This window comes from Neomoorella carbonis (genome assembly GCF_045278715.1).
In the GTDB taxonomy this organism is placed as follows: Bacteria; Bacillota; DSM-521; order Neomoorellales; family Neomoorellaceae; genus Neomoorella; species Neomoorella carbonis.
In genome coordinates this window covers 38,958-65,059 of sequence record NZ_CP136420.1, presented here as the reverse complement: position 1 = coordinate 65,059, position 26,102 = coordinate 38,958, and the positions used below count along the sequence as shown (strand labels likewise).

28 protein-coding genes, 6 tRNA genes and 1 other RNA gene are annotated in these 26,102 nt (G+C 56.3%); 1 reads left to right on the top strand and 34 read right to left on the bottom strand.

Annotated features, from left to right (window positions below; all coding sequences use genetic code 11):
- Positions 1 to 11 precede the first annotated feature (11 nt).
- Together MCACP_RS00365 and metG are read right to left on the bottom strand one after the other, a co-directional pair.
- Positions 12 to 782 (bottom strand): TatD family hydrolase, encoded by a 771-nt coding sequence (locus tag MCACP_RS00365; RefSeq protein ID WP_406677435.1) that lies wholly within the window; start codon positions 780 to 782, stop codon positions 12 to 14.
- Complete coding sequence (gene metG / locus MCACP_RS00360) at positions 783 to 2,738, bottom strand: methionine--tRNA ligase (RefSeq protein ID WP_406677434.1); 1,956 nt, start codon at positions 2,736 to 2,738, stop codon at positions 783 to 785.
- 184 nt (positions 2,739 to 2,922) lie between these two features.
- Between metG and MCACP_RS00355 the strand changes: the two genes are divergently transcribed.
- Positions 2,923 to 3,180: an AbrB/MazE/SpoVT family DNA-binding domain-containing protein gene (locus tag MCACP_RS00355; RefSeq protein WP_406677433.1), complete on the top strand. Its 258-nt coding sequence runs from the start codon at positions 2,923 to 2,925 to the stop codon at positions 3,178 to 3,180.
- 45 nt (positions 3,181 to 3,225) lie between these two features.
- Here the strand turns inward: MCACP_RS00355 and rsmI are convergent, their stop codons facing one another.
- The 32 genes from rsmI to MCACP_RS00195 all read right to left on the bottom strand — a co-directional run bounded on the left by rsmI (position 3,226) and on the right by MCACP_RS00195 (position 26,002).
- The gene (rsmI, locus tag MCACP_RS00350; RefSeq protein WP_406677432.1) at positions 3,226 to 4,083 is read right to left on the bottom strand and encodes a 16S rRNA (cytidine(1402)-2'-O)-methyltransferase; all 858 of its coding nucleotides are present in this window, start codon (positions 4,081 to 4,083) and stop codon (positions 3,226 to 3,228) included.
- On the bottom strand, positions 4,076 to 4,393 hold the full coding sequence (locus MCACP_RS00345) for an initiation control protein YabA (protein WP_406677431.1): 318 nt from the start codon (positions 4,391 to 4,393) through the stop codon (positions 4,076 to 4,078). The genes rsmI and MCACP_RS00345 overlap by 8 nt, the downstream gene beginning before the upstream one ends.
- Positions 4,383 to 5,192 carry a PSP1 domain-containing protein gene (locus tag MCACP_RS00340; RefSeq protein WP_406678635.1) on the bottom strand — a complete coding sequence of 270 codons (810 nt, stop codon included), beginning with the start codon at positions 5,190 to 5,192 and terminating at the stop codon, positions 4,383 to 4,385. Before MCACP_RS00340 ends, MCACP_RS00345 begins: the two co-directional genes overlap by 11 nt.
- A 73-nt stretch (positions 5,193 to 5,265) precedes the next feature.
- Positions 5,266 to 6,141, bottom strand: coding sequence for a DNA polymerase III subunit delta' (gene holB / locus MCACP_RS00335; RefSeq protein WP_406677430.1), 876 nt, complete (start codon positions 6,139 to 6,141; stop codon positions 5,266 to 5,268).
- A complete protein-coding gene (gene tmk / locus MCACP_RS00330; protein ID WP_406677429.1) occupies positions 6,142 to 6,777 on the bottom strand; it encodes a dTMP kinase in 636 nt (211 codons plus the stop codon).
- A 48-nt stretch (positions 6,778 to 6,825) separates the two neighbouring features.
- A complete protein-coding gene (locus tag MCACP_RS00325) occupies positions 6,826 to 8,340 on the bottom strand; it encodes an aminotransferase class I/II-fold pyridoxal phosphate-dependent enzyme (RefSeq protein ID WP_406677427.1) in 1,515 nt (504 codons plus the stop codon).
- Complete coding sequence (locus MCACP_RS00320) at positions 8,306 to 9,082, bottom strand: polysaccharide deacetylase family protein (protein ID WP_406677426.1); 777 nt, start codon at positions 9,080 to 9,082, stop codon at positions 8,306 to 8,308. Before MCACP_RS00320 ends, MCACP_RS00325 begins: the two co-directional genes overlap by 35 nt.
- 115 nt (positions 9,083 to 9,197) lie before the next feature.
- A complete protein-coding gene (locus tag MCACP_RS00315) occupies positions 9,198 to 10,493 on the bottom strand; it encodes a (Fe-S)-binding protein (protein WP_406677425.1) in 1,296 nt (431 codons plus the stop codon).
- An 18-nt stretch (positions 10,494 to 10,511) separates the two neighbouring features.
- Complete coding sequence (locus tag MCACP_RS00310) at positions 10,512 to 11,870, bottom strand: FAD-binding oxidoreductase (protein ID WP_406677424.1); 1,359 nt, start codon at positions 11,868 to 11,870, stop codon at positions 10,512 to 10,514.
- Positions 11,871 to 11,883: 13 nt separating this feature from the next.
- A complete protein-coding gene (locus MCACP_RS00305) occupies positions 11,884 to 13,278 on the bottom strand; it encodes an FAD-binding oxidoreductase (RefSeq protein WP_406677423.1) in 1,395 nt (464 codons plus the stop codon).
- 325 nt (positions 13,279 to 13,603) lie between these two features.
- Entirely contained in the window at positions 13,604 to 14,527 is a 924-nt protein-coding gene (gene fmt / locus MCACP_RS00300; protein WP_406677422.1) for a methionyl-tRNA formyltransferase, read from the bottom strand.
- Positions 14,528 to 15,681: 1,154 nt separating this feature from the next.
- Positions 15,682 to 16,095, bottom strand: a complete 414-nt coding sequence (locus MCACP_RS00295) for a putative toxin-antitoxin system toxin component, PIN family (protein ID WP_062281055.1) — start codon at positions 16,093 to 16,095, stop codon at positions 15,682 to 15,684.
- A complete protein-coding gene (locus tag MCACP_RS00290; protein ID WP_062281053.1) occupies positions 16,092 to 16,379 on the bottom strand; it encodes a type II toxin-antitoxin system Phd/YefM family antitoxin in 288 nt (95 codons plus the stop codon). The genes MCACP_RS00295 and MCACP_RS00290 overlap by 4 nt, the downstream gene beginning before the upstream one ends.
- Before the next feature lie 462 nt (positions 16,380 to 16,841).
- Positions 16,842 to 17,147 carry a 4Fe-4S dicluster domain-containing protein gene (locus MCACP_RS00285; protein WP_406677421.1) on the bottom strand — a complete coding sequence of 102 codons (306 nt, stop codon included), beginning with the start codon at positions 17,145 to 17,147 and terminating at the stop codon, positions 16,842 to 16,844.
- Positions 17,144 to 17,710, bottom strand: coding sequence for a 2-oxoacid:acceptor oxidoreductase family protein (locus tag MCACP_RS00280; RefSeq protein WP_406677420.1), 567 nt, complete (start codon positions 17,708 to 17,710; stop codon positions 17,144 to 17,146). The genes MCACP_RS00285 and MCACP_RS00280 overlap by 4 nt, the downstream gene beginning before the upstream one ends.
- Positions 17,700 to 18,488 carry a thiamine pyrophosphate-dependent enzyme gene (locus tag MCACP_RS00275; protein WP_062281046.1) on the bottom strand — a complete coding sequence of 263 codons (789 nt, stop codon included), beginning with the start codon at positions 18,486 to 18,488 and terminating at the stop codon, positions 17,700 to 17,702. Before MCACP_RS00275 ends, MCACP_RS00280 begins: the two co-directional genes overlap by 11 nt.
- Positions 18,488 to 19,579 carry a ferredoxin oxidoreductase gene (locus MCACP_RS00270; protein WP_406677419.1) on the bottom strand — a complete coding sequence of 364 codons (1,092 nt, stop codon included), beginning with the start codon at positions 19,577 to 19,579 and terminating at the stop codon, positions 18,488 to 18,490. Before MCACP_RS00270 ends, MCACP_RS00275 begins: the two co-directional genes overlap by 1 nt.
- Positions 19,580 to 19,622: 43 nt before the next feature.
- Complete coding sequence (locus MCACP_RS00265; RefSeq protein ID WP_406677418.1) at positions 19,623 to 20,162, bottom strand: hypothetical protein; 540 nt, start codon at positions 20,160 to 20,162, stop codon at positions 19,623 to 19,625.
- 285 nt (positions 20,163 to 20,447) lie between these two features.
- Positions 20,448 to 20,723 (bottom strand): pro-sigmaK processing inhibitor BofA family protein, encoded by a 276-nt coding sequence (locus tag MCACP_RS00260; protein ID WP_406677417.1) that lies wholly within the window; start codon positions 20,721 to 20,723, stop codon positions 20,448 to 20,450.
- Positions 20,713 to 20,919 carry a DUF2508 family protein gene (locus tag MCACP_RS00255; protein WP_406677416.1) on the bottom strand — a complete coding sequence of 69 codons (207 nt, stop codon included), beginning with the start codon at positions 20,917 to 20,919 and terminating at the stop codon, positions 20,713 to 20,715. Before MCACP_RS00255 ends, MCACP_RS00260 begins: the two co-directional genes overlap by 11 nt.
- 66 nt (positions 20,920 to 20,985) lie before the next feature.
- Positions 20,986 to 21,585, bottom strand: a complete 600-nt coding sequence (gene recR / locus MCACP_RS00250; protein WP_406677415.1) for a recombination mediator RecR — start codon at positions 21,583 to 21,585, stop codon at positions 20,986 to 20,988.
- Positions 21,586 to 21,588: 3 nt separating this feature from the next.
- Positions 21,589 to 21,897 (bottom strand): YbaB/EbfC family nucleoid-associated protein, encoded by a 309-nt coding sequence (locus MCACP_RS00245; RefSeq protein WP_406677414.1) that lies wholly within the window; start codon positions 21,895 to 21,897, stop codon positions 21,589 to 21,591.
- Between the two features lie 26 nt (positions 21,898 to 21,923).
- Positions 21,924 to 23,630: a DNA polymerase III subunit gamma/tau gene (dnaX, locus tag MCACP_RS00240; RefSeq protein ID WP_406677413.1), complete on the bottom strand. Its 1,707-nt coding sequence runs from the start codon at positions 23,628 to 23,630 to the stop codon at positions 21,924 to 21,926.
- Between the two features lie 95 nt (positions 23,631 to 23,725).
- An RNA gene (ffs, locus tag MCACP_RS00235) (signal recognition particle sRNA large type) lies at positions 23,726 to 23,990 on the bottom strand.
- 20 nt (positions 23,991 to 24,010) lie between these two features.
- Positions 24,011 to 24,106, bottom strand: a tRNA-Ser gene (locus MCACP_RS00230).
- A 140-nt stretch (positions 24,107 to 24,246) separates the two neighbouring features.
- Positions 24,247 to 24,342 (bottom strand) — tRNA-Ser (locus tag MCACP_RS00225).
- Positions 24,329 to 24,784 carry a tRNA adenosine(34) deaminase TadA gene (gene tadA / locus MCACP_RS00220; RefSeq protein ID WP_406677412.1) on the bottom strand — a complete coding sequence of 152 codons (456 nt, stop codon included), beginning with the start codon at positions 24,782 to 24,784 and terminating at the stop codon, positions 24,329 to 24,331. The genes MCACP_RS00225 and tadA overlap by 14 nt, the downstream gene beginning before the upstream one ends.
- A 23-nt stretch (positions 24,785 to 24,807) precedes the next feature.
- Positions 24,808 to 24,884, bottom strand: a tRNA-Arg gene (locus MCACP_RS00215).
- 12 nt (positions 24,885 to 24,896) lie between these two features.
- Positions 24,897 to 24,973 (bottom strand) — tRNA-Arg (locus tag MCACP_RS00210).
- A gap of 160 nt (positions 24,974 to 25,133) precedes the next feature.
- A tRNA-Ser gene (locus MCACP_RS00205) sits at positions 25,134 to 25,229 on the bottom strand.
- A gap of 21 nt (positions 25,230 to 25,250) precedes the next feature.
- A tRNA-Ser gene (locus MCACP_RS00200) sits at positions 25,251 to 25,341 on the bottom strand.
- 136 nt (positions 25,342 to 25,477) lie between these two features.
- Positions 25,478 to 26,002: a DoxX family protein gene (locus MCACP_RS00195; protein ID WP_406677411.1), complete on the bottom strand. Its 525-nt coding sequence runs from the start codon at positions 26,000 to 26,002 to the stop codon at positions 25,478 to 25,480.
- Between the last annotated feature and the right edge of the window lie 100 nt (positions 26,003 to 26,102).

Below are 26,102 nucleotides of genomic sequence, written 5' to 3'. Positions count from 1 at the left end.
AAGGCAGGATCCTAAACACCAAATAACCTTCTAGCGTTGGCTGTGGCGGCTTCCTCAATGGCGGCACGGGAAAGACCACGGGCGGCAGCTATGGCCCCGGCCACCAGCCCTACATAGGCCGGCTCGTTGCGCCGGCCGCGGTGGGGCTCCGGGGTGAGGTAGGGGCAGTCCGTCTCGATGAGTAACCGGTCCAGGGGTACCCGTACAGCTATCTCCCGTAGCTTGGTAGCGTTTTTAAAGGTCACCGGGCCGGCAAAGGAGATATAAAAGCCCATCTCCAGGCACTCCCGGGCCATTTCCCAGCTGCCGGAGAAGCAGTGGAGAACGCCCCCCGCCGGGAAAGGCCCGGCCTTTTTTAAAATCCGCAGGGTATCCCCATGGGCGTCACGGTCATGGATAATCACCGGCAGACGTAACTCCCAGGCCAGTTCCAGATGCCAGCGAAAGACTTCCTGCTGGCGTTGCCGCGGCGAAAGGTTGCGGTAGTAGTCAAGCCCCGTCTCGCCGATGGCCACCACCCGGCTGTCCCTTGCCAGACCGCCGATCACCGCCTCCGCCTCAGCGTCGAAAGTCGCCGCATCATGGGGGTGGACGGCTACGGCGGCGTAGATAAAGGGCCAGGCGTGGGCCTGCTCCACCGCCCGCCGGGAAGAGGCCACATCATAACCTACATTGATTACGGCTACAACGCCGGCTTCCTGCAGGCGGCCCAGGACGCCGTTCAGGTCGGCGGCAAAGGCCGGATCGTTGAGGTGGGCGTGGGAGTCAATGAGTTCCGACATTTACCGCACCTGCGCGCCGTCCTGAATGGCCCGCTCCGGTGTGATGAGGCTTAAGGTATCGCCGGCAACGGCCGCCAGCACCATCCCCTGGGAGACAATGCCTTTAATTTTGGCCGGCTTCAGGTTGGCTACAATGACCACCTTTTTGCCCACCAGTTCTTCCGGCCGGTAGTAGCGGGCAATGCCGGCCACGATAGTCCGCCGTTCGTCACCAACTTTAACTTCCAGCTTCAGGAGCCTGTCGGCGTTGGCCACCTTCTCCGCGGCCAGCACCTCAGCTACCCGCAGCTTCAGCCGGGCGAAATCCTCGATGGTTATCTCTTCGGCCACGGGTTTAACAGCTGTTTCTTCTTTAACTGCGGGTGACGTCGCCGCCGGCTTCTCTTGTAGTGTCACCTGGTCTTCTCCTTCCTGTTCGTTAAGTTCAATGCGGGGGAAGAGGGCCGGGCCCCGTTTCACCCGGGTGCCGGCGGGAATCCCTCCCCAGGTGGCCAGGCTTTCCCACGTATGGGCCGCAGGGACATGCACAAGGCCCAGCTGCTCCCACACCCGGGCCGGTACGCCGGGCATAAAGGGCCCTACCATAACGGTAACCTGGCGCATGGCCTCGGCCAGGTTGTAAAGGACCGTCTGCAGGCGCGGCTTTTTTAAGGGGTCTTTAGCCAGGGCCCAGGGCGCCGTCTCCTCGATGTATTTATTGGCCCGGTTAACCAGGCGCCAGATGGCGGTGAGGGCCCGGGCAAATTCAAAATTGTTCAGGGCCGCATCCACCTCATCCGGCACAGCCCTGGCTGTGGCTTGCAACTCTTCATCCAGGGGCTCCGGGGCCGAGGGTGAGGCAATTATCCCGCCGTTAAATTTTTCAATCATGGCCGTCGTGCGGCTCAACAGGTTACCAAAGTCGTTGGCCAGGTCGGTATTGATGCGGGCAATTAAGGCCTCTTCACTGTAGTAACCGTCGGCGCCGTAGGGCATTTCCCGCAAGAGGAAATAACGGATGGCGTCGGCGCCGTAGCGGTCGATGAGCACCATGGGATCAACAACATTGCCCCTGGATTTGGACATCTTGCCGCCGTCCACCAGAAGCCAGCCGTGGCCAAAAACCTGGCGCGGCGGGTCAATACCGGCAGCCATGAGGATAATGGGCCAGATAATGGTGTGGAAGCGCACGATATCCTTACCTACCAGGTGCACGGCAGCCGGCCAGTATTTACGGAAGAGGTGATCGTCTTCCGTGCCGTAGCCCAGGGCGGAAATGTAGTTGGTGAGGGCATCAAACCAGACATAAATAACGTGCCTGGGATCCATGGGTACCGGTATACCCCAGTCAAAGGTGGTGCGGGAAATACACAGGTCTTCCAGGCCACCTTCAATAAAGCTGATCATCTCATTGCGCCGGGAAACGGGCAGGATGAAGTCAGGATGTTCTTTTATATACTGCAGCAGTCTGTCGGCATATTTGCTCATCCGGAAGAAATAGCTTTCTTCCCTGACCAGTTCTACCGGCCGGCCGCAGTCCGGGCAGTTGCCGTCCTTGAGCTGTCGTTCCGTCCAGAAGGTTTCACAGGGGGTGCAGTACCAGCCCTCGTAGGTGGACTTATAGATATCCCCCTGGTCGTAAATTTTTTGCAGCAGGTGCTGGACCACCCGCGTGTGCCGCGGTTCAGTGGTGCGAATAAAGTCGTTATAAGAAATATTAAGACGGCGCCAGAGTTCCTGAAATGTAGCCACAATCCCGTCGACGTACGTTTTAGGCGACAGGCCTGCTTCCCGGGCCTTGCGCTGGATCTTCTGGCCGTGCTCGTCGGAACCGGTGAGGAAATAAACATCGTAACCCCGCAGCCGCTTGTAGCGGGCCAGGGTATCGGCCATGGTGGTCGTCAGGGCATGACCAATATGCAGTTTATCACTGGGATAATAAATAGGGGTGGTAACGTAAAAAACCTTATCCCCCATCCTGGTCGTCCCCTTTCGGCAAATTCAGGAGTATTATATTAAAAAAAAGAGCAAGTTGTCAAGTTTTGACTATAATGGCGCGAGAAGGCTATTTTTTTGTCCAAAATATGGTTGACTTTTACTGGAAACGCTGGTACCATATAGACAGGTTGTCGAAACATGTTGAAACGGGGAGGGGAAAGCCATGATTAAGTCTACCGGTGTGGTGCGTAAAGTGGACGAGCTCGGCCGGGTAGTAATTCCCATCGAGCTGCGGCGTACCCTGGGCATCGATGAAAAAGACGCCCTGGAAATTTACGTCGACAACGAGAAAATTATCCTCAAAAAGTATGAGCCCGGCTGTGTTTTCTGCGGCAACGCAGAAGATATCGTCAATTTCCACGGCAAAAACGTCTGCCGGGCATGCCTGGAAGCCATGAGCCAGCAGGCCAAGGCTGTCTGAATCAGGTAAAAGCAGATAAGGTAAAGGGGCGCCTCGCGGCGCCTTTTATTTTGGCACGGGAGCCTGGCGGCCTTTTTTACGGGCCTGCAGGCAGGCGCGATAAATTTCCCGCCGGGGCTGGCCGTAACGCCTGGCTACCCTGGCCATAGCCTCTTTACGGTCGAGACCTCCCGCCTCCAGCTCCGCCACCTCCGCTGCCGCCCGGGCCGGATCATAAGCCGGCAGGGGGGGCGGGTCGGCGCCGGCCACTACCAGGGTAATCTCTCCCCGGGGCGGGTTGGCCTGGAAATGCGCTACTGCTTCCGGGAGCAACCCCCTCCAGATGGTCTCAAATTTTTTTGTCAGTTCCCGGCCGACGGCAACCCGGCGTTCTCCCAGGGTTGTCGTTAAATCCACCAGGGTAGCCACCAGGCGGTGGGGGGCTTCATAGAAGATCAGGGTCCGTTCCTCAGCCGCCAGGGCTGCCAGCCGTTCCCGGCGCTCCTTACCGGCCCGGGGTAAAAAACCCTCAAAGACGAAACGGCCGGCCGGTAAACCGGAGGCCACCAGGGCCGTGAGGGCGGCGTTGGCTCCGGGAATGGGCACTACTGTGATGCCGGCGGCTATCGCTCGCCGCACCAGCTCTTCTCCCGGGTCGCTGATGCCCGGCAGGCCGGCATCGGAAACAATGGCAACCTCCTTGCCTTCCTGGAGCATCCTTAATAAATAAGGAGTTTTGCTGGCCTGGTTGTGGCGGTGATAGCTGGTCAGGGGCGTGTGCAGGTCATAATGGGCCAGGAGTTCCCGGGTGCGCCGGGTATCCTCGGCAGCGATTAAATCGACCTCCCGCAGGACCTTTAAAGCCCGCAGGGTAATGTCTTCCAGGTTGCCAATGGGAGTTGCTACCAGGTAAAGGCTAGCCATGGGGATGTAATCCCTTCTTCTCCAAGAAACTCAGACAAAAAAGGCAGCCATCACTATCCCGCACCCGGGCAAAATGGGGCGGGCAAACGTGAAAACCATCCTCATAAAAGCGTAAAAGCTGCTGGTAACCGCCTTCCCCGGCCTGTTCTGCAAACATGATGGTCCTGAGACGCTGGTTTTCTTCCTCCAGGGCTCGCGCCAAAGCCCGGAGGCGCCGGACTTCCTTTAAAACCTCACCCAGGCGTCCTTCCAGTTCTGCCAGGGCCACAGCCAGTGTGCCCCCTTGAGAATCCGCAAAATTACTGCTCATGCTCTTCTCTCCTGATATTTTTCAGGGGAAATTCCATAGCACCATGCTCAGGCAGCTCGACCATTACGGTTTCTTTAAGGATATTGTGGCCTGTTACCCGGCCCGGACCTGCCGGTGTCTGGACCATGGTACCACACGGAGGGAAGTGGCGTCGCGCCTCTTCATAAACGTCATTCTCGTAACGCAGGCAACACATAAGCCGGCCGCAAAGGCCTGAAATCTTGGTGGGATTTAAAGACAAGTTTTGTTCTTTGGCCATCCGGATGGAAACCGGATCAAACTCACCCAGAAAAGTGGCACAGCAGACCGGCCGGCCGCAGCAGCCCAGCCCACCCAGCGCCTTGGCTTCATCCCGGACACCAATCTGGCGTAATTCTATGCGGGTGCGAAAGATGGCCGCCAGGTTTTTGACCAGCTCGCGAAAGTCGACGCGCCCTTCGGCCGTAAAATAGAAAATGATTTTGCTCACGTCAAAGGTAAATTCGACGTCGATTAATTTCATGGGCAAACCGTGCTCGGCAATTTTTTGCCGGCAGATGGCGAATGCTTCCTTCTCTTTCTGGCGATTGATATTCACTTGTTCGGTATCGGCCGCCGTTGCCCGGCGTACGACCGGCCGCAACGGCTGCACTACCTGGTCTTCATCAACCTGACGCGGCGGGATCACCACCTCACCATATTCCAGGCCCCGGGTAGTCTCCACGATTACATGGTCGCCCTTGTTGAGCTCCAGCTCACCAGGGTCAAAGTAATATATTTTACCGGCCCTTTTAAACCGAACGCCTATAACAGTAACTATCTTGTTTCACCCCCCCTGCATTTTCTCCTGTTTTAATAAGGGCGGAAGCCAGTCATCATGAAGAGTCCCCCCTCTATTCAGGGGTGCTGGCCAGCTCCCGGTGCAGGTTAAACATCAGTACTTCCAGGGCCAGACGGCGGTTGCCGTTGCGTTCAATAGCCACCTGCGCAGCCTGGATGAGCCGGAAACAGCGCCAGGTTTTCGCCGGTGACAGGGGTACCGGTAAAAAGCCTTCTGGCTGCAGTAATAGTGTTGCCGCTCCTGTTAACTGCCAGACCAGCTGGTCCCGGCAGGCCAGGGCCATGGCCTGGAGAACGGACCGGAGATCGTCTTCCTTTTCCAGCTCGGGCAGGATTTCTTGCAACATTGCCGCTAAACCGGCCCTCGCCAGACGGTTCCAGTAAGTGACCCCAACTGGTGAGACCCCGCCTTCCCAGCCCAGGTGCAGTTCCTGGCAACGGGAACGGATGGTAGGCAGCAATAAGTCCGGCTGGGCAGCCAGTAAAATAAGATAAGCTCCTTCCGGAGGCTCTTCCAGGGTTTTCAGCAAGCAGTTGGCTGCTGCTTCGGTCATGGCATCGGCCCCGGCCAGGACGGCCACCCTGGCCCCTCCCTGGAAGGCCCGAAAAGTCAACCGTCTTTCCAGTTCCCGGATCTGGTCAATTTTTAGCGTGGTACCCTGGGGCTTTAAGAGATAAAAGTCCGGGTGGTTGCCGCCGGCCATCTGCCGGCAGGAACGACAGCGGCCGCAGGGTTCCCCCTCCCGGGGTTCCCGGCAGTTCAGGGCCGCAGCCAGGTACCTGGCCAGTTCCATCTGGGCGGCCTCGCCGCCGCCTGCCAGGAGATAGGCATGGGCAAGTTTTCCCTTTTGCAGGGCCTGCTGCAGCTGCCGGCGGGCAGCCGTTAAAGCCTTCGGCTTCACTCCTGCCAGCTGCTCTCCTGCCGCCATTCAGCCTCTCCTCGCTTCCAGCCATGGCTCTACTACCTTTTCAATCTGCGACCACACAGCATCCGGGGAGCCGCTACCATCAATGAGGCGGACGCGCTGCGGCTCCAGGCGCCTCAATTCCAGGTAACCCCGGCGTACCCGCCGGTGAAAGTCGAGGTCCTCCCCCTCCAGGCGGTCGGCGGGGCCTTTCCCCCGGAGCCGCGCCAATCCCAACTCTACCGGTACATCGATTAAAAGGGTAAGATCCGGTAAGAGGCCGCCGGTAGCCAGTTTGTTAACCTGGCGCACCAGCTCTATCCCCAGCCTGCGGCCATAACCCTGGTAGGCGATGCTGGAATCTGTAAAGCGGTCGCAGAGGACTATTTTCCCTGCTGCCAGGGCCGGCCGGATGCGTTCGGCTACATGCTGGGCCCTGGCGGCAGCATAAAGCAGGATTTCCGACCGGGGATCAACAGGACCGTAGCGCGGTTCCAGGAGCAGTTGCCTGATGGCTTCAGCCAGGGGCGTCCCGCCGGGTTCCCGAGTACATTCGACAGCAAAGCCCCGCCGGCTTAAGAAACGCTCCAGGCGTTCCATCTGGGTAGTCTTGCCGGAACCGTCCGGCCCCTCCAGGGTAATGAACAGGCCGCCAGGCACGTAACGTCACCTACTTTATCTAAAAGTATGTCCCCGCGCCCTCAGGAGTTACTCATCAATTACCAGGACCCTGCCTTCCTTTCCCCGGATTTCTGCCAGCCTGGCAAGTACTTCCTCGCTCAGGACCTCTCCCGGTACGACCAGGGCCAGGCCGGGGGGACAGGGGGCGATCAGTTCTGCTGCAATCCGGCCTTCCGCCTCCCTTAAGGGCATCTCCCGCCGGGGGGCCAGCCAGGCTTCCCGGGGCGTCAGCGCCTGCCGTGGCGGGACTGTCCAGGGGCCGGGACTTGCTCCCCCTTTACGACTTGCTGCCGGCGGCAACGGGCCGGCCACCCGCGGCAGGACCAGCAGGGCTTCCAGGAGAGACTTAATTTTGGCCCCGCCATCGCCGGGGGTGATAATTAACAGGATATAGTCCGGCCCGGCCAGCTCTATTTCCTGGCCGGCGCGTCGTAAGAAGGCAGCTACTTCCGGCCCGCTGGCACCGAAGGGGGCCACCGGCAGCAGCAGGCGGGTAACATCCAGGCCGGAGGCCGCAGGTCCAGTCACATCTGCAGGGTCCAGGCAGGGTATACCGGCTGCCGCCAGTTTTTCCCGCAGCCACAACGCCCCGGCCACAGCCCGGCCCCAGTCCCGCCGGCCCCGCTCTTCCGCCCGGAGCCGGGCCACATCCAGGGAAGCCAGTAGTAAATAGGAAGGGCTGGTGGTCTGTAAAAGGTTTAAAGCCGCTGCTATTGCATCACCTGTCCCGGCTTCCCGCAGGTGCAACATGGCCGCCTGGGTAAGGGACCCCATGGTCTTGTGGGTGCTCTGAACCACATAATCCCCCCCCAGGGCCAGGGGTGAGGGCGGCAGCATGGGGTCAAGGCCGAAGTGGGCGCCGTGGGCGGCATCTACCAGGACGGCCAGGCCATGGTCATGGGCCAGGGCTATCAGTTCCCGGCTATGGGGAACGATCCCCTCATAGGTGGGGTGGACCAGGAGCAGGAGCCTGGCCCGGGGATGGGCCTGCAGGGTTCTGGCTAAAACCGCCGGGGTCACCCCCAGGGGAAGGCCTGGTGAGGCCAGCCATTCCGTTTCCATATAAACCGGCCTGGCCCCGCTCAAGATCAAACCGTTAAAAACGGAACGGTGGGCGTAACGGGGCAATAAAACCTCATCCCCGGGCCGGCAGGTAGCCAGGATGACGGCCATAAGGCCGCTGCTGGCTCCGTTCACCAGGAAAAAGGTCCGGGCTGCTCCATAAAAGGCGGCGGCCTTCTCCTGGGCCGCCCGGATGGCCCCGTCGGGACAGGCCAGGTTGTCCAAACCCGGCACCTCGGTCAGGTCCAGCCCCAGGGTTTCCTCCCCTAGGGCCTGTCGCCAGGAGGGCCAGGTATAGGCTCCGTCCTTATGACCCGGTGTATGCCAGGAATTAAGTCGCTGGCGCCGGTAATTTAAAAGCGCCTCCCAGAGAGGCGCTTGCCCTTGGGTCTTCACAATGTTATTGTAACACACATCCCCGGCCTGCAAAATATTTTTTCGCCCCTCATCGCCCGGGGTGCTGCACGCCGGCGTGGTCAATATAGTAATCCCCCTTGATAATCAGATCCCCTACAGGCACCACCTGGTAACCGTCGGCCTTGAGCTTTTCCAGGAGGGGGCTCAAAACATCGGCCGTATAGCGGCCGTTATTATGGAAGAGAACAATGGAGCCCGGTTTAAGGTTTTTCAGCACCCGGTTCAAAATGGCCTCGGCCGTCATGTGTTCCTGCCAGTCCAGGGAATCCACATCCCACTGGATGACCCGGTACCCCAGCCGCTCTGCGGTACGGATGACCGTGTCGTTATAGTCGCCAAAGGGAGGCCGGAAGAGTTCTGCCTTGTAGCCAGTTATTTCCCGCACCATCTGGCTATTTTCCTGGAGCTCTTTTTCCATTTCCGCCTCGCTTAAGGCGGTAAAATGGGGATGGGTGGCCGAGTGCAGGCCGATTTCATGACCGGCGGCGGCGATCTGTTTGGCTACTTCGGGATATTTCTTAAGCCAAATATTGGTTAAAAAGAAGGTCGTTTTAACATTATGCTGTTTTAAGATGGCTAACAATTTGGGTGTGTACTCCGCTCCCCAGGTGGCATCAAAGGAAAGGGCAACCTTTTTTTCTGTGGTGTAAACGCTGTATATAGGCAATAATTTTCTGGCCCGCCCAACCATAGCCGCCAGGGGCTGATAATCGGCCAGCCTGGCACCCAGGTAGAGGCCCAGGAAAAACAGCAGCGCCGGGATCAGGATGTTGACCAACCGGCGCCGGCGCCATAACAGGATCATCTCCTCACCCCCTGAGATGATCCTATTCAGCCCTGCATTACTATATGAAATGAAAAGGAGGGATAAGATAAGCCCCCTGCCCATCAGAGACAGGGGGCTAAAGCTGCCAGTTCCCTTAAACAGCCCTGGCACCGCTCTTCACAGACCGGTTCTGGTAGGCCTGGTCCAGGAGCTGCATGACATGGATAGCCCGGGCAGGTAACCGGTGGACGTCCAGGCCGTGGGCCAGCTGCATGAGGCAAGCCGGGCAGGAAGTTGCCAGGTACTGGGCACCGGTCTTCTTAAAGTTCTCCATCTTACGGGCCAGGATTCGTTGCGATAAGTCATAATGGGTAACGTTGTAGGAGCCGGCACCGCCGCAGCACCAGTCGGACTCGTTCATTTCCACAAATTTGACTCCCGGGATGCTCTTTAAAATCTGGCGCGGCTCATCCTTGACTTTCAGGCCCCGGACGGCATGGCAGGGATCATGGTAGGTTACGGTGGCGTTGACCGGCCCCATCTCCTTCTTAAAGCCCACTTCCGCCAGGTACTGGGAGGCTTCCTTTACCTTGGCGGCAAACTCCTGCGCCAGGGGGCCGTATTGCGGGTCATCTTTAAGGAGTTCGGCATAATAGTGGAGACCGTGGGCGCAGCTGGCACAATCGGTAACTACCGCTTCCACATTAAAGCGTTTAAAGGAATCCAGGTTTTCTTTGGCCAGCTTGACATGCATTTCCGTCTCGCCGTAAGCCTCGTGGGGAATACCGCAGCAGTTGGAAACCGGCACCACAACCTCGATATCATTTTCCTGGAAAACACGCAGGGTAGATTCGGCGACCTGGGGGAAGAAGTTGTTCATCATGCAACCGGCAAAATAGGCCACTTTATGGCGGGGTTTCAGGGGCTTCTTCAAAACTTCCGGTAAGCGCTCCCTCAAGGTACGGGCCGGGATGTCGGGTAGCAGCCCTTCAGCCTTGCCCAGGGACCCCAGCAAACCAAGGAAGCCGGTATGGCGGGCGAGCCACCTGGCGCCGCTGCGCTGGTAAAAACGCAGGGCTTTCGCCCCCAGGGTCAGGCGCCTCTGCCTGGCCAGAACACCGTGCAGGGCCATACGGATAGGGAAAGGATTGCCGTTGGCACGGGTAATTTCCGCCCGGGCAGCCTTAACCAGGGTATCGGTAATAACGGAGGAGGGGCAGGTGACGACACAGGCGCCGCAGAGAAGGCAGGAATAAATATGATGGTTTATCTCCTGCTCTTTGGTTAAATCAAAGTGTCCTTCCATGGACTGGCGCATCAAACGGTTGCGCCCCCTGGCCAGGGAAAACTCCTCGCCGGTTACCTTATAGGTAGGGCATACCTCTTCGCAAAAGCCGCACCGGTTACAACGCACGATATCTTCTTCATATTGCCGAAAAGTCTTGACCATTACCTGTTCCTCCTCGTCTCAGGATACCGCCCTGCTGTTATCAATAACATACGCCAGGACCTTGCTGTTGGGGGCCATAATCCGCTGCGGATCGAAGGCCGCCTTAAGCCGGGACAGTAACTCCATAACAGCCCTCCCCCGCGCTTCAACCCAGCGCCGCGTTAAAGTCAGGTCATCGATATTATCTACAACCAGCAGCCCGCCCAGGTCCCCGGCTAGTGTTGCCAGGCGATTAACTGTTTCCTCTACACCGGCATAGGCGCTGGGAGCCTCGTCAAGGAAAATATGAACGTGCCCGTTGCCGAAATGGGCTACCAGGGCTGCTCCTTTGCGGCTCTGTTTCAGCTCGTCGCGGGCCCGGGTTAAAAACGCCTCCATGGCAGTAAAAGGTACGGCTACGCTGGCCAGGATGGCCCCGGACTCGCCGGCAAAGACCGGAAATAACTGCCGGCGGGCCTGCCAGGCGGCTGCAGCTGCCTCCCCTTCCAGGACGGCGGCAGCCGGAAATTGTTTTTTGACATAATCAACCTGGGTGTCTACCTGTTCCCTAAAGCCATTATAGGCCACCAGCACGCCGGGTCCCTTACCATCAGGCTTCCACCCGGCCCGGGCCAGTACCGCCATGGCGGCGCCGTCCAGTAATTCCAGGGCCACAGGTAAGGTGTCATTCCTGAGGAGGCGAGCCGCTGCTATGGCGTCTGCCAGTTGTTTAAAGGGCAAGAAAACCGTCGTTTCCTTCTCCGGCACAGGCCTTAGTTTCAACATAGCCTTGGTAATAATGCCCAGAGCTCCCCAGGAACCGGCCAGAAAACGGGTGTTATCATAATCCTGAACGTTTTTAACGGTTTTCCCGCCGGTACGGATAATTTCCCCGGTAGGTAAAACAACTTCCAGGCCTAAAATATGGAATTTAACATCGCCATAACCGAGCTTGCTGGGGCCTGACGCGCCGGCGGCTATGCACCCGCCAACGGTGCAGGTGTCGGGTTCTACCGGCTCGACGGGCCAGTACAGGTTGTGAGTCCGCAATGTCTTTTGCAGCTCGCCCAGGGGGATACCAGCTTCCACATAGGCGGTCATGTTCTCATAATCATATTCAATAATTTTATTCATCCGGGTAAGGTTGATTACCAAACCTCCCGCCAGCGGCAACAAGCCCCGCCGGGCCATGGTACCGGCTCCCCAGGGGACCACAGGTATGCCCTCTTTCCCGGCGAGCTGCAAAACCTCAGCTACCTGCCGGCTGCTCTCCGGGTAGACAACAGCGTCCGGCAGGGCCGTCTTGCTGCAGCTGTGCTGGCGCCGGATGTCTGGGTCTACCTGACAATTCCCGCTGCCAAGGATCTTCTCCAGTTTATGAATGTTTTCTTGCCGCATTTTGCTGTCCTCCTCAGGCCGCCGTATCGGTATCGGGTACAGTTTTACCGGCGTTCAATATCTCACTGGGATCAAAGGCCAGGCGTTCCCGGCGTAAAAACTGGAGTTCCTCCGGGTTGAAGGCCCAGCGCATAAATTCCAATTTGGCCAGGCCAATGCCGTGCTCGCCAGACAGTGTGCCACCCAGGTCCAGAGCCTTGCGGAAAAGGGCGGCCCTGACTTTTTCCACCCGTTCCATTTCTTCTTTATTCCGCTCATCGAAAAGAACCAGGGGATGCAGGTTGCCGTCGCCGGCATGGGCCAGCATGCCAATGGGGACGTTATATTCCTGGCTCAAGCGGTTAACTTCCTTGAGGATCTCAGGTAATTTGGTGCGGGGTACGGTGGCATCTTCCATATCGTAATTGGGGGCCAGGCGGCCAATGGCGCCAATGGCCATACGCCGCGCCGTCCACAGGTTATCCCGTTCCTTGGCATTCTGGGCCAGCTTTACATCGATAGCCCCATTCTCCCGGCAGATCTGCATTATCTGCTGCGCCTGGCGGTCCAGGCCGGCATCCCAACCGTCAACTTCTATTAAAAGTATAGCTCCCGCATCTACCGGCAGCCCGATATGCAACCAGTCTTCAACGGCATTGATGATCTTGTTGTCCATCAGTTCCAGGGTACAGGGGATAATGCCGCGGGCAATTATGGCCGAGACTGACGTGCCGGCATCTTCAAGGGTTTTATAGATGGCCAGCATGGTGCGGTTGGCCCGGGGCGCCGGCGTCAATTTGCAAATTATCTTGGTGGCAATGCCCAGGTTGCCTTCCGAACCGATCAGCAGAGCATTGAGGTTTAATTCCTGGGCTATCGGCTCCAGTTTGCCTCCGATTTGCACAATTTCACCGCTCGATAAAACCAGTTCCATCCCGATAATATGGTCCCTGGTAAGGCCGTATTTAATCCCGCGCATACCGCCCGAGTTCTCCCCCAGGTTGCCGCCCATGGTCGATACCTTCTGGCTGGCGGGGTCGGGCATATAAACCAATCCATAAGGAGCGACGGCCTTTTGCAGTTCCATATTGGTAACGCCCGGTTCCACCACCGCCACGCGGTTTTCGGGATCAATCTCCAGGATGCGGTTCATCCTGGTCATGACCATAACTATCCCGCCGCGCTGCGGTACGGCACCGCCGCTCAAACATGTACCGCCCCCCCGGGGGGTTACCGGGATCTTTTTACTGCTGGCCAGCTTCAAGATAGCAGCTATCTGCTGGGCATTCTGTACATAGACAACAACTTCGGGCTGGCCGTAAACCAGGGAAGCATCGTACATGTAGGTATTCAAAGATACTTTAGACGTTAAGACATTTTCCCTGCCGGCAATTCTCACCAGCTCGTTAAGGGTTGATTGATCGACCATTATTAAACCCCTCTCCCTTCCCCATTAAAAATCATGGCCAGGCTCATTACATTATCTATATCCAGACACCGCTCTCCAGCGGTGCGACCAGGGTAAAAAAGTATATTTTCGCCGGCACCAGCCCCCTGTCTATTTTGTTAGTAATATCACAAAGCTATAATATTCATTAATTTAACTCTAGCAATAACTTTGGACAGGTGTCAAGAATTGTCTGGTTTATAATATCCTTTAGATAGGCAAAATAAACCGCTGATAAATGCCTTTTCTTCTCTTTTTGTTAATTAGCTACCCGTCTTATGGTCTAACCAGCAGACAGGAAATATTATTAAATGCCCACCTGTTCACCCGGCCTGATAGCAGCGGCAGTTACCAACTGGACAGCGGGAATCTTGTCGAGGGAGCTGCCGTACTGCACCCGGCGGGCCAGAATGGCCCCGTCTCCTGTAGCGATAACAAAGCCTTCCTCGTCAAGGACTTCTACTACGGTCCCCGGATTGCCGTAAGCCCGGTACGGCCTGGCTTCCCATATCTTTAGCTTTTCTCCCCGGAAGGTAGTCCAGGCCCCCGGATGTGGGTTGGAACCGCGGATAAGGTTGTAAATCTTTTGGGTACTTTGGCGCCAGTCGATTTGCACATCTGCTTCCTTTATTACCGGCTGGAAAGAAGCTTGCCTCTCATCCTGGGGCACCGGGGTGGCCTTCCCCTCCCGGATTAAACGGACGGCCTCGGCTACCATTCGCACGCCTAAGGGGTAGAGTTTCTCAAAGTATAATGATTTTACCGTATCATCAGGGTCGATGGCCACTTTCTGCTGCAGGATAATGGGACCCGTATCAATACCGGCATCAATCTGATGGATGGTAACGCCCGTTTCCGTTTCGCCGTTGATAATGGCCCAGTTCATGGCACTGCCACCGCGGTATTTAGGTAGCAATGAAGGGTGATAATTAATGCCACCGTAAGTGGCCAGGTCAATCATGGCCTTGGGAACAATATCGGTTACGAAGGCCAGTACCAGCAGATCGGGCCTCAGGTTTTCAATCCATTGCATGGCTTCCGGTTCCTTCAAACGCGCAGGCTGCAAGAGGGGCAGGCCGCGCTCCAGGGCCAGCTCTTTAACCGGATTGGGTCCCTTTTGCCCCGGCCGGTCCGGTACGGTGAGGACGCCGGCAATTTCTTCCCCCTGGTCAAGGAGAGCCTGCAGGCAGTCTTTACCAAAGGGCGCCTGGCCAATAAAGATAATACGCAAAAACATCTCCCCTCCCCTATTTTTGCCTACCCCCGGCAGGTAGATGGGGGTTATAAATTTTCCCTCAACTTCAATATATCCTTATTTCATGCTCCCTGTCAATGCTTTTCCGGCGTAGCTGTCAGGCTGCCAGACCATATACTCTAGCCTCTATCGTGGCCAGGAGACACGAACCTTCTGTTCCTGTTTTAGGCAGATAGTATAGCGTTTTTAAGAATCTAGAGGCGTTTTAAACCTCCTTCAGCGTAATTCATCTATTTTATCACTAATTTTTTTAAGGACATTATAGATGTTTGATAGGATAATAATTATAAATCCAAGCATAAAAAAGGTTACGATCTCTTTAGTGAAGAAAGCTATTATCCCCATTACTATAAGAATAAATGTATTCCAGATGGTACTATTAAGAAATTTTTCCAACCAATTTACTCCTTTCCATCATTTTTTTCCACTGCCTAACATAATCTCTACTATAATCATATCTTCTTATTAATTTCCTTTAAAGTGTTAACCGTTTCAAAAACGTAGTCCAAGTGAGGAAGGATTTCTGGACTAATCAACTTATTTCGCAAACCCTCTGGTATATTCTCAGTATTCTTTAAACCTCTTAGGATGAAAAGGTCATTTGTATCAGTAAACATTTCGATTGCAAAATATAAATTACTCAAATTGACGCCGTTTACTTCTTTTTCTGTACACGAAGTAATTAATTCCAAACCCCTGTTAAAATTTGCAAGCTCAAAATTCAGGTTGTTATGCCATGAGGCATATAAAAGACTTTCAGACTGAGTACCATCACTGTTTAATCCGCAACCGGCTTCTCTTTCCTCAAATTAGGGCAAAATGCGGTTTTAGAAGGATATGATGCGGTATTTGGCAGACGAAATGCGTGGCTTTGTGCCCCAGCCTTTCGGACCGGTTTGCCCTATACTGTATTTTATGCCATTATTAGCCATAACCTAAATTTTCCTGTCGTAGGATGGCACTCAGCGGCTAGTTTTATATATTTTTATCCGTATATATTTCCAGAGCTCAGGCTGAAGAAAAATTGATCGACTTCGCGCAGGACCCTGAGCCCTGTGTCCAGTAAATTACTTTTCTCATCCTCTTTGTTAAATAATATATTTTCGCAAAACCTTCCGGGCTAAAGTGCATTATTTATGTTTGATATTTCGCCAAAGGGAGATAAATTCCGAAGGATTGAGAATAGTTACCGGAGATTCAGGCAACGTAAAGTGTTTCTTGTTGCCTGTAACAAGTATGGCTCCTTCAATGGCCATAGCAGCTTCTAGAAAAGGTTCGTCATCAGGATCTGGTAATGGCACCGGCAAGGGTTCAGTTGTCACTAGAATACCTTCTGCTTCGATCAGGGTTATGAGGGCATCAACTTCTGCTTTGGCAAAACCAAATTTGGGACGACAAAGCACTTCGCGGTACTCAGATAGGATACGGGCATCATAAACAACCCTGATCCGACCGTTAGCAATGAGCCGGACAATGGTACCGGCATGGCTATGGGCTTTCAAAAGTCCCGAAACCAACACGTTTGTATCGAGGACAATTTTCATTGGCTGCGGCTCCGTCTAACGGCTTTAATTTCAGCTTCAATTTCTGCGTCCTTAATTTTATCCAATCCTTTTTCCCTGGCTCTTGCTTGCATATTTTTTACAGCCAGTACTGCCCGGACACGGCGCAAGTTTTGCAAGTACTCTTCCAGATATTTTTCTTCTATATTGGAAAGTACCGCCACCGGCTTGCCATTAGAGGTAATTACCAGCTCTCCCTCCTTTTGTAACTGGCGCCATATCTCGCCCGATTTTATCCTTAATTCACGCACGGTCACAAAACGCACCTTTAAGCCCCCCGGAAGTTATGATACACTAATTGTACACGATCAGGCTACATATATCAATAAAGACAATAAAATTAGCCTTGCGGCTTTTGCATAAAATAGGGTTCCGGACCCATCTATAGATCCTTATGATGGTGTTGGAGATATGGAGATATCATGGAGCTTTAGGTCGGCAAAGGCTTTACTGCCATTGGTGCTGGAGTTCCATTTCTCCCTACGGAGACCCCTAAGTTTCTAAAAGAGCGCTGACGGCATCTCTACTGGGATATTTCTCACCTGTAGTTTTATTTACACCGCTTACTGGCCAACTTACAAGCCATCAAAATGGATCTACGCCAGCTTCCTGCCCCGCGTCCAACTGTCGGAGGAAAAGCTGGCTAAAAAAGGTTGTTGATAAATTCCACCGAAGATGAGCAATTAAAAACTGCCTGGCAGCAACAAAGGATAGGTATTGCCTGGTTTTCACTTATGCTGGACATGCTTTTCCGGAGCAGCTGTCAGGCTAGTATCCCGGCCCTTGCCGTCGCGCCTTTCGATCCAGATGGCAGCATCGGGGCAGACCAGCTGGCATTTTTTACAGGCAATGCATGGTTTCCCGTGCCCCGGCTCTACCACCGGGGTGCCGAAGGCCCCCAGTTGTTTAGCCCAGCCGATGGTGTCTACAGGACACTTCTCGATGCAGAGGCCGCAGCCCTTGCACAGGGCCGGGAACAGATGGAAGATCCCTTTGCCATTCTCGGTGGTAATGGCTTTGAAAGTGACGCTCATAAGTTCTCTCTCCCTATCTCGTACCCCCGGTCCAGGGCACGGTAGTTTAATTCCCTGAGGTCCGGGTCCTGGGCAAACTTGTGGCCAAACTGGTGTTCCAGGGCCTGTTCTACATCCCGGCGCTCTAAAAAGCCCGTTACGCCCACCAGTACTCCCAGGATGATGACGTTAAAGACCCTGGGGTGCATTTCCTCCTGGGCTATGGCCAGGGCCGGGACGGCCAGGCGTCTCTGCCTTTCCCCGTAAACCTGCCGCACGTCGTCTTCCAGGCCGGCCTCATAAACCAGTAAAGTCTTTTCGCCTACATACTGCCGTACCCGCTCTACGGCCCGGTGGCTCAAAGCTACCACAATATCACCGGTAGTAAATTTAGGCGCGCTCACTGGCTCACTGCTTACCTGGACAAAGGCCACCGAAACGCCGCCCCGCTGTTCGACGCCAAAATTGGGGATATAAAGGGCCTGGAAGCCGGCCTGGTAGGCCGCCTCGGTGATAATCTCGGCCACCGACTGCACCCCCTGCCCTCCTTCCCCGGCCAGGGCGATTTTGAGATTAAGACTCATAAGGTGGTACCTCCTGGAACCGGCCGGACGGTTTCTCTTCCGGTGTCCTCAGCTCCCCGACAGGGAAATAGGCGGTCATTTCTTTTTCCACAAAACGCCAGGTCGCGGCAGCATTGGTGTGCCAGTTGGTGGGGCAGGACGACAGGGCCTCGATAAAGGCAATACCTCGGCCTTCCAGCTGGTTCTGCAGGCCTTTCTGAATAAAGTTTTTCAGCTGGACGATATTGGCTATGCTCCCCCGGGCGACGTAGGCTCCCGGCGGGGCAATGGCCGCCACCAGTTCCGGGCCCAGGATGGGCCGGCCGGTGAGCCTGGCGTCGCGGCCATAGGGGGTGGTTTCCGTCTTCTGTCCCGGCAGGGTGGTGGGGGCCATCTGGCCGCCGGTCATGGCGTAGACGGTATTGTTGACCACGATAATCGTCACCAGGTCGTTGCGGCTGGCGCTGCTGACCAGGTGCTGGGCGCCGATGGCGTAGGCGCCGCCGTCGCCCATGTAGGAAACGACCACCAGTTCCGGCCGCGCCCGCTTGATGCCCACCAGCACCGGCGTGGTGCGGCCGTGGTGGGTCTGGACGGTGTCCAGGTTGAAAAAGTCCCAGGAAAGCAGCGAGCAGCCGATGTCGCATCCAAAGATAGTTCGTTCCTGGATATCCAGGGCGTCGATAGCCTCCCCCAGGGCTTTGAGGACTATACCGTGGCCGCAACCGGGGCAAAACTTGTGGGGCTTGGTCTCCGCCCGCCATACCCGTGGCATTTGCGGTTGGGCGGCGATGGCCATTAGATCAGCTCCTTCGCATGGACAAACTCCACTATTTCTTCCGGCGTAATCCCCATTCCCGGGCGCAGGTAGCCGGTGACCGGCGTCTCCAGGCCGTAAAGGCCGGCCTGGACCTGCCGTTTTAGCTGGCCGTAGGCCGACTCGACCACCAGGAGGTTGCGGGCCCGGGCTGCCAGGGTCCTCAAGGTTTCCGCCGGGAAGGGCCGTAAGGTTACGGGCCGGAAATAGCCGGCCTTGAAACCTCTTTCCCGCAGGGAAACAACGGCCGCCCGGGCGGCCCGGGAAACAACCCCGTGGGCAATAATAAGCAACTCGGCGTCATCGACGGCGTAGGTATCCCACTCCACCACCTGCGGCGCTATGGCTTCATACTCTTTTATGGCGGTCATCAGCACCTCATAAAGCTCATCTTCCAGGTTATAGGTATTGCGCAGGTGGGCCGGGTCGCGCTCTTCTCCAGGCAGGCCCGGCAGGCCCACCATGGGGCGACACGGTTCCATGGTAATGCCCCGGGCTTCAGGGTCGAAGATGGTTACCGGTTCCCGCATTTTGGATTGATACCCGTCCCCCAGGACAAAGGTGGGGAAACGATATTTCCAGGCGCTGTTAAAGGCTTTAATGGTATAAAGAAACAGCTCATCATGGGAAGACGGGGAATAAACAATCCTCAAGCCCTCGCCATTGCCGCCGAAACAGGTCAGATTGAGCTCCTGCTGGGAATAGATGACCGTGGCCGTCGAAGGACCGCCCCGCTGGGTTACCACCACTACCGTGGGCAGGCGCATCATTTCGGCCATGGCCATGGCTTCCTGCATCAGGACGTTGCCCGGCCCGGCCGTAGCCGTAAAGGCCCGTTTCCCTGCCAGGACACCCCCGACAGTAGCAAAACCGGCCGCGATTTCATCTTCCGTCTGGAGAAAGCCCCGTTCATATTTGGGCGCCATCCGGGTCCAGTAGTGCATGATTTCATTCTGCGGCGTAATGGGGTAGCCGTACATGATGTCGGCCCCGGCGGCCAGGGCCGCCCAGGCCACCACCTCGTTGCCGGTCATGAAGGCCCGCTGCTCGCCCGTAACTGGCCTGGTTGCCATAATTACACCCCGTTCCTGCGAAAATCCCCCTGTGAAAATACCCCTACCAGAATGCCAGGGGCATGTAGCGTTTGATTGCCCGGACAGGGTTACCACAAATATCGCGCTCGCCGATTAATGGGACCAGCTCGAACATTACTGCCGTGGCCACTACCGGGAGTTTTAATTCCCGGGCCGCAGCAGTTACCTTCCTGGCCCCGTCCTGGATGAGGTCTACCGTTGTCTCTTCCCCCAGGTGGGTGTTGTTGAGCAGGCCGTCCACCCGCCCTAAAGAGCGCACGTGGGCGATAATATCCTCAACCGTGGCCGTCGCCGGGCGGGCAGTATTGATCACAGCCAGGGCCCGGAGATCGGGGACCGTCCCCGCTCCTTCCAGTAAATGCAACATACCGGCCCCGGCCGTGCCATAGCCGGCATCGATGATCACGTCCCCATGCCGATTAAGGGCCCAGCGGACGGCCGGGTGTAGGACCGTCCCGGCCTCACCCCAGCCGGTCACCTGCCGCGTCTCCCAGGCCAGCACCTCGATCCCCATGGCTTCCAGCTTGAGTTTCAGGGGGCGCAAAGTATAGCACGGTTCCACGGTATCCAGGTCGGCCAGGGTTACCTGCCGTCCCTGCTCCCGTAAAAAAACAGCCCGGTTAACAGCGTTTTCCGACTTGCCGCTGCCGTACTCACCCAGGTAAGCCTCGACGATACGCGCTTTTCTTCACCCCGGTAGTTAGTATGCGCTCCTGCAGGAATAGCATACTTGCAATAGCATACTTGCGGGTAAGGCTCCCCCTTTTGCAATCCTGTCTATAAAATAAAAAAGCCCGGCTTTAGCCGGACTGCTGGTGCTGGGGGCGTCCCGGGTGTATCCCCACCCTCACGGCCCCAGGACCAGGCGCAAAAAGATCAGCAGGATTAATCCTGGCAGTCCCAGAAAACCCGCGATTAAAACAGTAACCCAGTTCAGGGGGATGAAAAAGTTAAAATTGGATCCAAAAAAGTTAAAAGCCCAGAGGAGAAGAAGTCCGAAGAAGGAGTTAACAATAATCTTAAAAATCCACTTCAAGGGCTTTAATACAATGCTGCCCACGAGATAAACAAGAAACAGTAAAAAAATACCTGCCAGGATCAGCTGGACGGTATCACCACCCATGGCCACCACTCCTTACTAGCTTCCACAGGTACATATATTTCCTTTCCGCCGCTTCCAGCCGGTAGATGGCCTGATCCACCAGATCGGGTTCCGTTACCTCGGCAAAAAAGCGCTGGGCAGCCCACCATTCTTCCCTGGCTTCTCTGATAGCTTCGGCTAACGCTTCCAGGTTTCCCTCAAGGCCCCACTCCTGCATGCGGCCACCTCCCAACTGCTGTTTGCTTATAAAATATGCAGCTGGGAATAATTTCTTGCCTACTTCTTATTCCATTTCGTGGCGGCCGTTGAAGGCCCGGGCCAGGGTAATTTCATCGGCGTATTCCAGGTCGCTTCCCACCGGCAGGCCGTAGGCCAGGCGAGTCACCCTTACGGCCAGGGGTTTTAACAGCCTGGCGAGATAAAGGGCCGTGGCCTCTCCTTCCACATCGGCATTGGTGGCCAGGACTACTTCTTTGACCTCCCCCCCCTGAAGGCGCCGTAAAAGCTCTTTAACCCGCAGCTGGTCCGGACCTATCCCGTCTACAGGCGAAATTGCCCCCTGTAAAACATGGTATAAGCCCCGGTACTGGCGGGTTTTTTCCAGGGCCACTATGTCCCTGGCCTCTTCCACCACGCAGATGATGGTATGGTCCCGTTCCGGATCGGTGCACAGAAGGCAGGGATCGCGGTCGGTGAGGTTGCCGCATACAGAGCAATAATGGGTCTTCCGGCGGGCCTCCAGGATGGCTGCTGCCAGATTTTCCGCCTCTGCCGCCGGGGCGTTGAGAAGATAGAAGGCCAGGCGCTGGGCGGTTTTAGGTCCCACTCCCGGCAGTTTGCCCAGGGCCGCAATCAGTTTGTTCAGGGGTTCCGGGTAAAACATCTTTTAAAACCCCGGCAGCCGCATATTACCGGTAATTTTCCCCATTTCCCTGGCCGCCATTTCCTGGGACTGGCGCAGGGCCTCGTTGACGGCCGCCAGGATCAGGTCCTGGAGCATCTCCACATCTTCAGGATCGACGGCAGCCGGGTCAATTTTAATACTGACAATTTCCTGGCGGCCGTTAGCCGTAGCCACAACGGCACCGCCGCCGGCGGCTGCTTCCACTGTCTTTTCCCCCAGCTCGTCCTGAAGTTTGGCGATCTGGGCCTGCATCTTTTGCATCTGCTTCATCATCTTATTGATATTGTTCATACCCACGGGCTTGACAGTCCTCCTTTTTAATCCTTGATCTCTACTTTGTCGGGGCCGAAATATTCTACCAGCTTATCTAATACTTCCTGGCTCACCCCGTCCACAGGCGGCCTCCCCGCCGTAATAACGAGCTTGAGGGGCCGGCCGAAAACCCTGGCCAGGACTGCTTCCACCTTCTGTCGGTTGGCGGCCTGTTCCAGCATGCCGCGGTGGAAATCCGTTTTGACTTCCAGGGTCAGGCTGTCCCCAGTGACAGCTACCGGCTCCCCGGCCCGTAAATAAGCCTGGAGGTGGACACTTTCCCGGCGGGCCGCTGCCAGGACCTCCGGCCAGCGCTCCTGGACGGTAAATAATTCTAATGGAGGAGAGCCGGCAGGCGTAACTTTTTCCTGCTGCCGGGTTGCAGGCCGGATCCTGGAAGCATGGTTCTCCCCTTTACCAGGCAAAGTCATGCCTTCCGCCTTTCTCTGGCCGGTCGTCTCCGGAACTTGCTGGCTCCTGCCGGCAAGCCCGGGCCTGTACGGTGTTTCCCCGGGTTTTATTTCAGGCAGTTGCCCTTTTGCACGCCCGCTGCTATCCAGGGCGGCCAGGCGTTTTTCCAGTTCCTCTACCCGGCGGGCCAGGTCGTCCAGTGAAGGTCCAGGATCGACCAGGAATCCAGCCAGGGCCATCTCCACGAGAACCCGTGGCTGGCTGTTCCAGCGCAGAGACGCTCCACCCTCCTGCAGCCGTTCCATAAGGTCCAGCAGGCGCCGGGGAGTAAATTTTTGCGCCTGGGCCGCCACCTGTTCCACTTCTTCCGGCAGGAGACCGGTAAACTCTCCGGCCCGAGGATCCATATGCAATAGCAAGAGGTTGCGGGTATGCTCCAGCAGGTCCTCCAGCAGCCGCTGGGGTTCTACCCCCGCTTGCAGGGCCGTGTCTACCAGGCGCAGCATATTTGCCCCATCGCCGGCAGCCAGGGCATCAGTTATGGCCAGGAGGGTGTCCAGGCGCGCCGTACCCAGGGTTGCAGCCACTTGTTCGGCCGTAATAATCTCCTGGTCGCCGGTTGATATGATCTGGTCCAGAAGACTTAAGGCGTCGCGTAACCCCCCGGCAGCCTTGCGGGCCAAAAGGCTTAAGGCCGCCGCCTCGATCTGGACGTTATTGGCCGCCGCCACCTGCTGCAGGCGCGCGCTGATGGCTGCTGCCGTCAGGGGGCGAAAGTCAAAACGCTGGCAGCGGGAAAGAATGGTCGGTAGTACTTTACGCGGCTCTGTAGTAGCCAGGATAAAAAGGGCATGGGCCGGAGGCTCTTCCAGGGTTTTCAACAGGGCATTAAAGGCCTCCGGCGTCAGCATGTGGACTTCATCGATAATATAAACCTTGTAGCGGCCCTCTACCGGCCCCAGGGGGATCTTTTCAATTAATTCACGGATCTCGTCGATGCCCCGGTTGGAGGCAGCGTCGATTTCCAGGACATCCAGGGAGTTACCGGCATTGATGCGCCGGCAATTGGCGCACTCATTGCACGGTTCTCCTTCCAGGGGCGACTGGCAATTGACGGCTTTGGCCAGGATTTTGGCAGTACTGGTTTTCCCGGTGCCCCGGGGACCGCAGAAAAGGTAGGCGTGGACCAGGCGATGGTTGCGCAGGGCATTGAGCAGGGTACGGGTAACATGTTCCTGCCCCACTACCTCGGCAAAGGTGCGCGGCCGCCATTGTCGGTACAGGGCCTGGTACTGGGCCAAGATCCTCACCTTCTTTTTCTGGGGGAGGCAATGAATAAATATATAAAAAGGGATTATTCCCCGCTCGAATAATCCCTTCTTGTCTCATTAGGTGACCGTGCACCCACTGTTGAACATGGCCTCCGGGCGTTACCGGCGCAGGTAACTCCAACCAGGCACTCCCGCGGCACCCGAGGGGGCTCACTTACCGCTGCTTCCTCCCGGACCTGACGGGGTTCATGAGTCCTCGTCGCGCAGGACCCGGCTCTCTTCGCCCCTTGCACCGGCCGGACCCCACAGGTCAGGCCCGCCAGTGGGACTTCGACCCCGCTATAGCGGTTTGCGGGCTACAGGGCACCGCTACCTCCCCGTCTAGCACGGTCAAAGCTATAAAATTAAAATGGCGGAGAGAGTGGGATTCGAACCCACGAGACGGGTTTGTGACCCGTCTACTCGCTCTCCAGGCGAGCGCCTTCGACCAACTCAGCCATCTCTCCGCGCAAATCTGTTGTTTGTTTATATAAAAATTATACAGCGAAGCGCGGCCAAATGCAAGCCGCTTCAGAAGAGCATGCCAGGATATTTAATAAAAAGGGGAGGCCATTTATAACGGCAACACCCCTTAATTAACTTTTGCTGGCGGAGAGAGTGGGATTCGAACCCACGAGGCGACCTCTTCAGCCGCCTACTCGATTTCGAGTCGAGCGCCTTCAACCAGCTCAGCCATCTCTCCGCAGTTGCTGGAAAAAACGTTTTAATAACTGCCGGCATTCCTCTTCACGGATGCCGGAGATAACCTCCACCTGGTGGTTAAAACTGGAATTTTCCACCAGATTGACTACAGAATCTACGGCCCCGGCGCGTAAATCCGGGGCACCATAAACCAGCCTCTTTACCCTGGCCTGTACCAGGGCACCAGCACACATGGGACAGGGTTCCAGCGTGACGTACAGGGTAATACCCGTCAACCGCCAGTTGCCCCGTACCCGGGCCGCTTCCCGCAAGGCGATAATCTCGGCGTGGGCCGTGGGGTCGCCCCACGTTTCCCGCCGGTTGCCGGCCCGGGCAATAATTCGCTCCCCTTCTACTACTACAGCGCCGATGGGGATTTCTCCCAGGGTAAAGGCCTTTTCTGCCTCAGCCAGGGCTTCCCCCATATAGAAATGGTGGTCCACGCGGGACCCCCTCGCTGGTATTCTGGTGCGCCTGGAGGGACTCGAACCCCCGGCACGCGGTTTAGGAAACCGCTGCTCTATCCACCTGAGCTACAGACGCACGAATAAAAACTGGCGCGCCCGGAGGGACTCGAACCCCCAACCTCCTGGTTCGTAGCCAGTTACTCTATCCCGTTGAGCTACGGGCGCACAAATTTTTCAACCGGCAGAGTTAATTGTACCAGAGATGCAGGAGCAAGTCAAGGGTACACACCACATATCTACGCTGGCTCCTGCCACAGGGCTGCGGACCTGGCGGGCCCGCCCCAAAGGTAAAGTCAAACCGGCGCCTTCCGGCGCCGGCATCCTGTGGCGGAGAGAGTGGGATTCGAACCCACGGTACAGGTTTTATACCCGTACAATCGCTTAGCAGGCGATCGCCTTCGACCTACTCGGCCATCTCTCCACGCCTTCTTCCTTTTGTTACTGGCGGAGGGGGTGGGATTCGAACCCACGGTGCCCGTAAGAGCATCACTGGTTTTCAAGACCAGCTCCTTAAACCGCTCGGACACCCCTCCATAACTAGCAAGAATAGTATAGCATACCCTTGCCGTTGCTGTCAATTTAAAATGTAAAGACGAACATATGTTAGTAAAAATGCATGGAAGCTAAAGCCCCGGTCACCCATACAGATGCCGGGGCTTTACTTTTGATTTATTTACTTGCCACTAATGGCTCGTTTGCTGCTTTTTCCTTTCTACGCTGCAGGTAGGTTAAAACCGGCCGGTCGACACCGTAATAGTAGGCCGAGCTTCCAGCCAGCAGCAGGATGATGGCCACTGTGTAGAGCACCGGATTGGTGCTCGCGGTTCCGGCGAGCATAAAATTAAGATTCATAAATGCACCGACACTCAGGGCAAATACGGTTGCCGCTCCCAAAATGAGGGCAATGCCCGTTAAAACCTCGCCGGCTATAACCAGCTTGGCAAACCAGGTGTAGTGGCCTCCATCGTATAGGGAACGAATAAACGCTTCGTACCAGCCATACTTAATAGCCGGCGTGCTTCCCGGCAGAGCACCGATGGCCTTGGCCCAGAAACCTTTCAAGGCTTCACCGGTTTGCATCCATTTGGGATCACTAAACTTGTGCAGGCCGGCCTCCAGCCACTGCCAACCCAGCCATATCCGCAAAAGGGTCCAGACAACGCTTAAACGCCGGTCGCGCAGTAAGGTGAGCATCTTTTCTCTCCCCTTTCGTGATAGTCTTCGCATATTTACTATAACTCTGGGAAGAGAAAGAACCCATAGGTTCGCGACCTTAATTTTCCCCTCGGTTGTA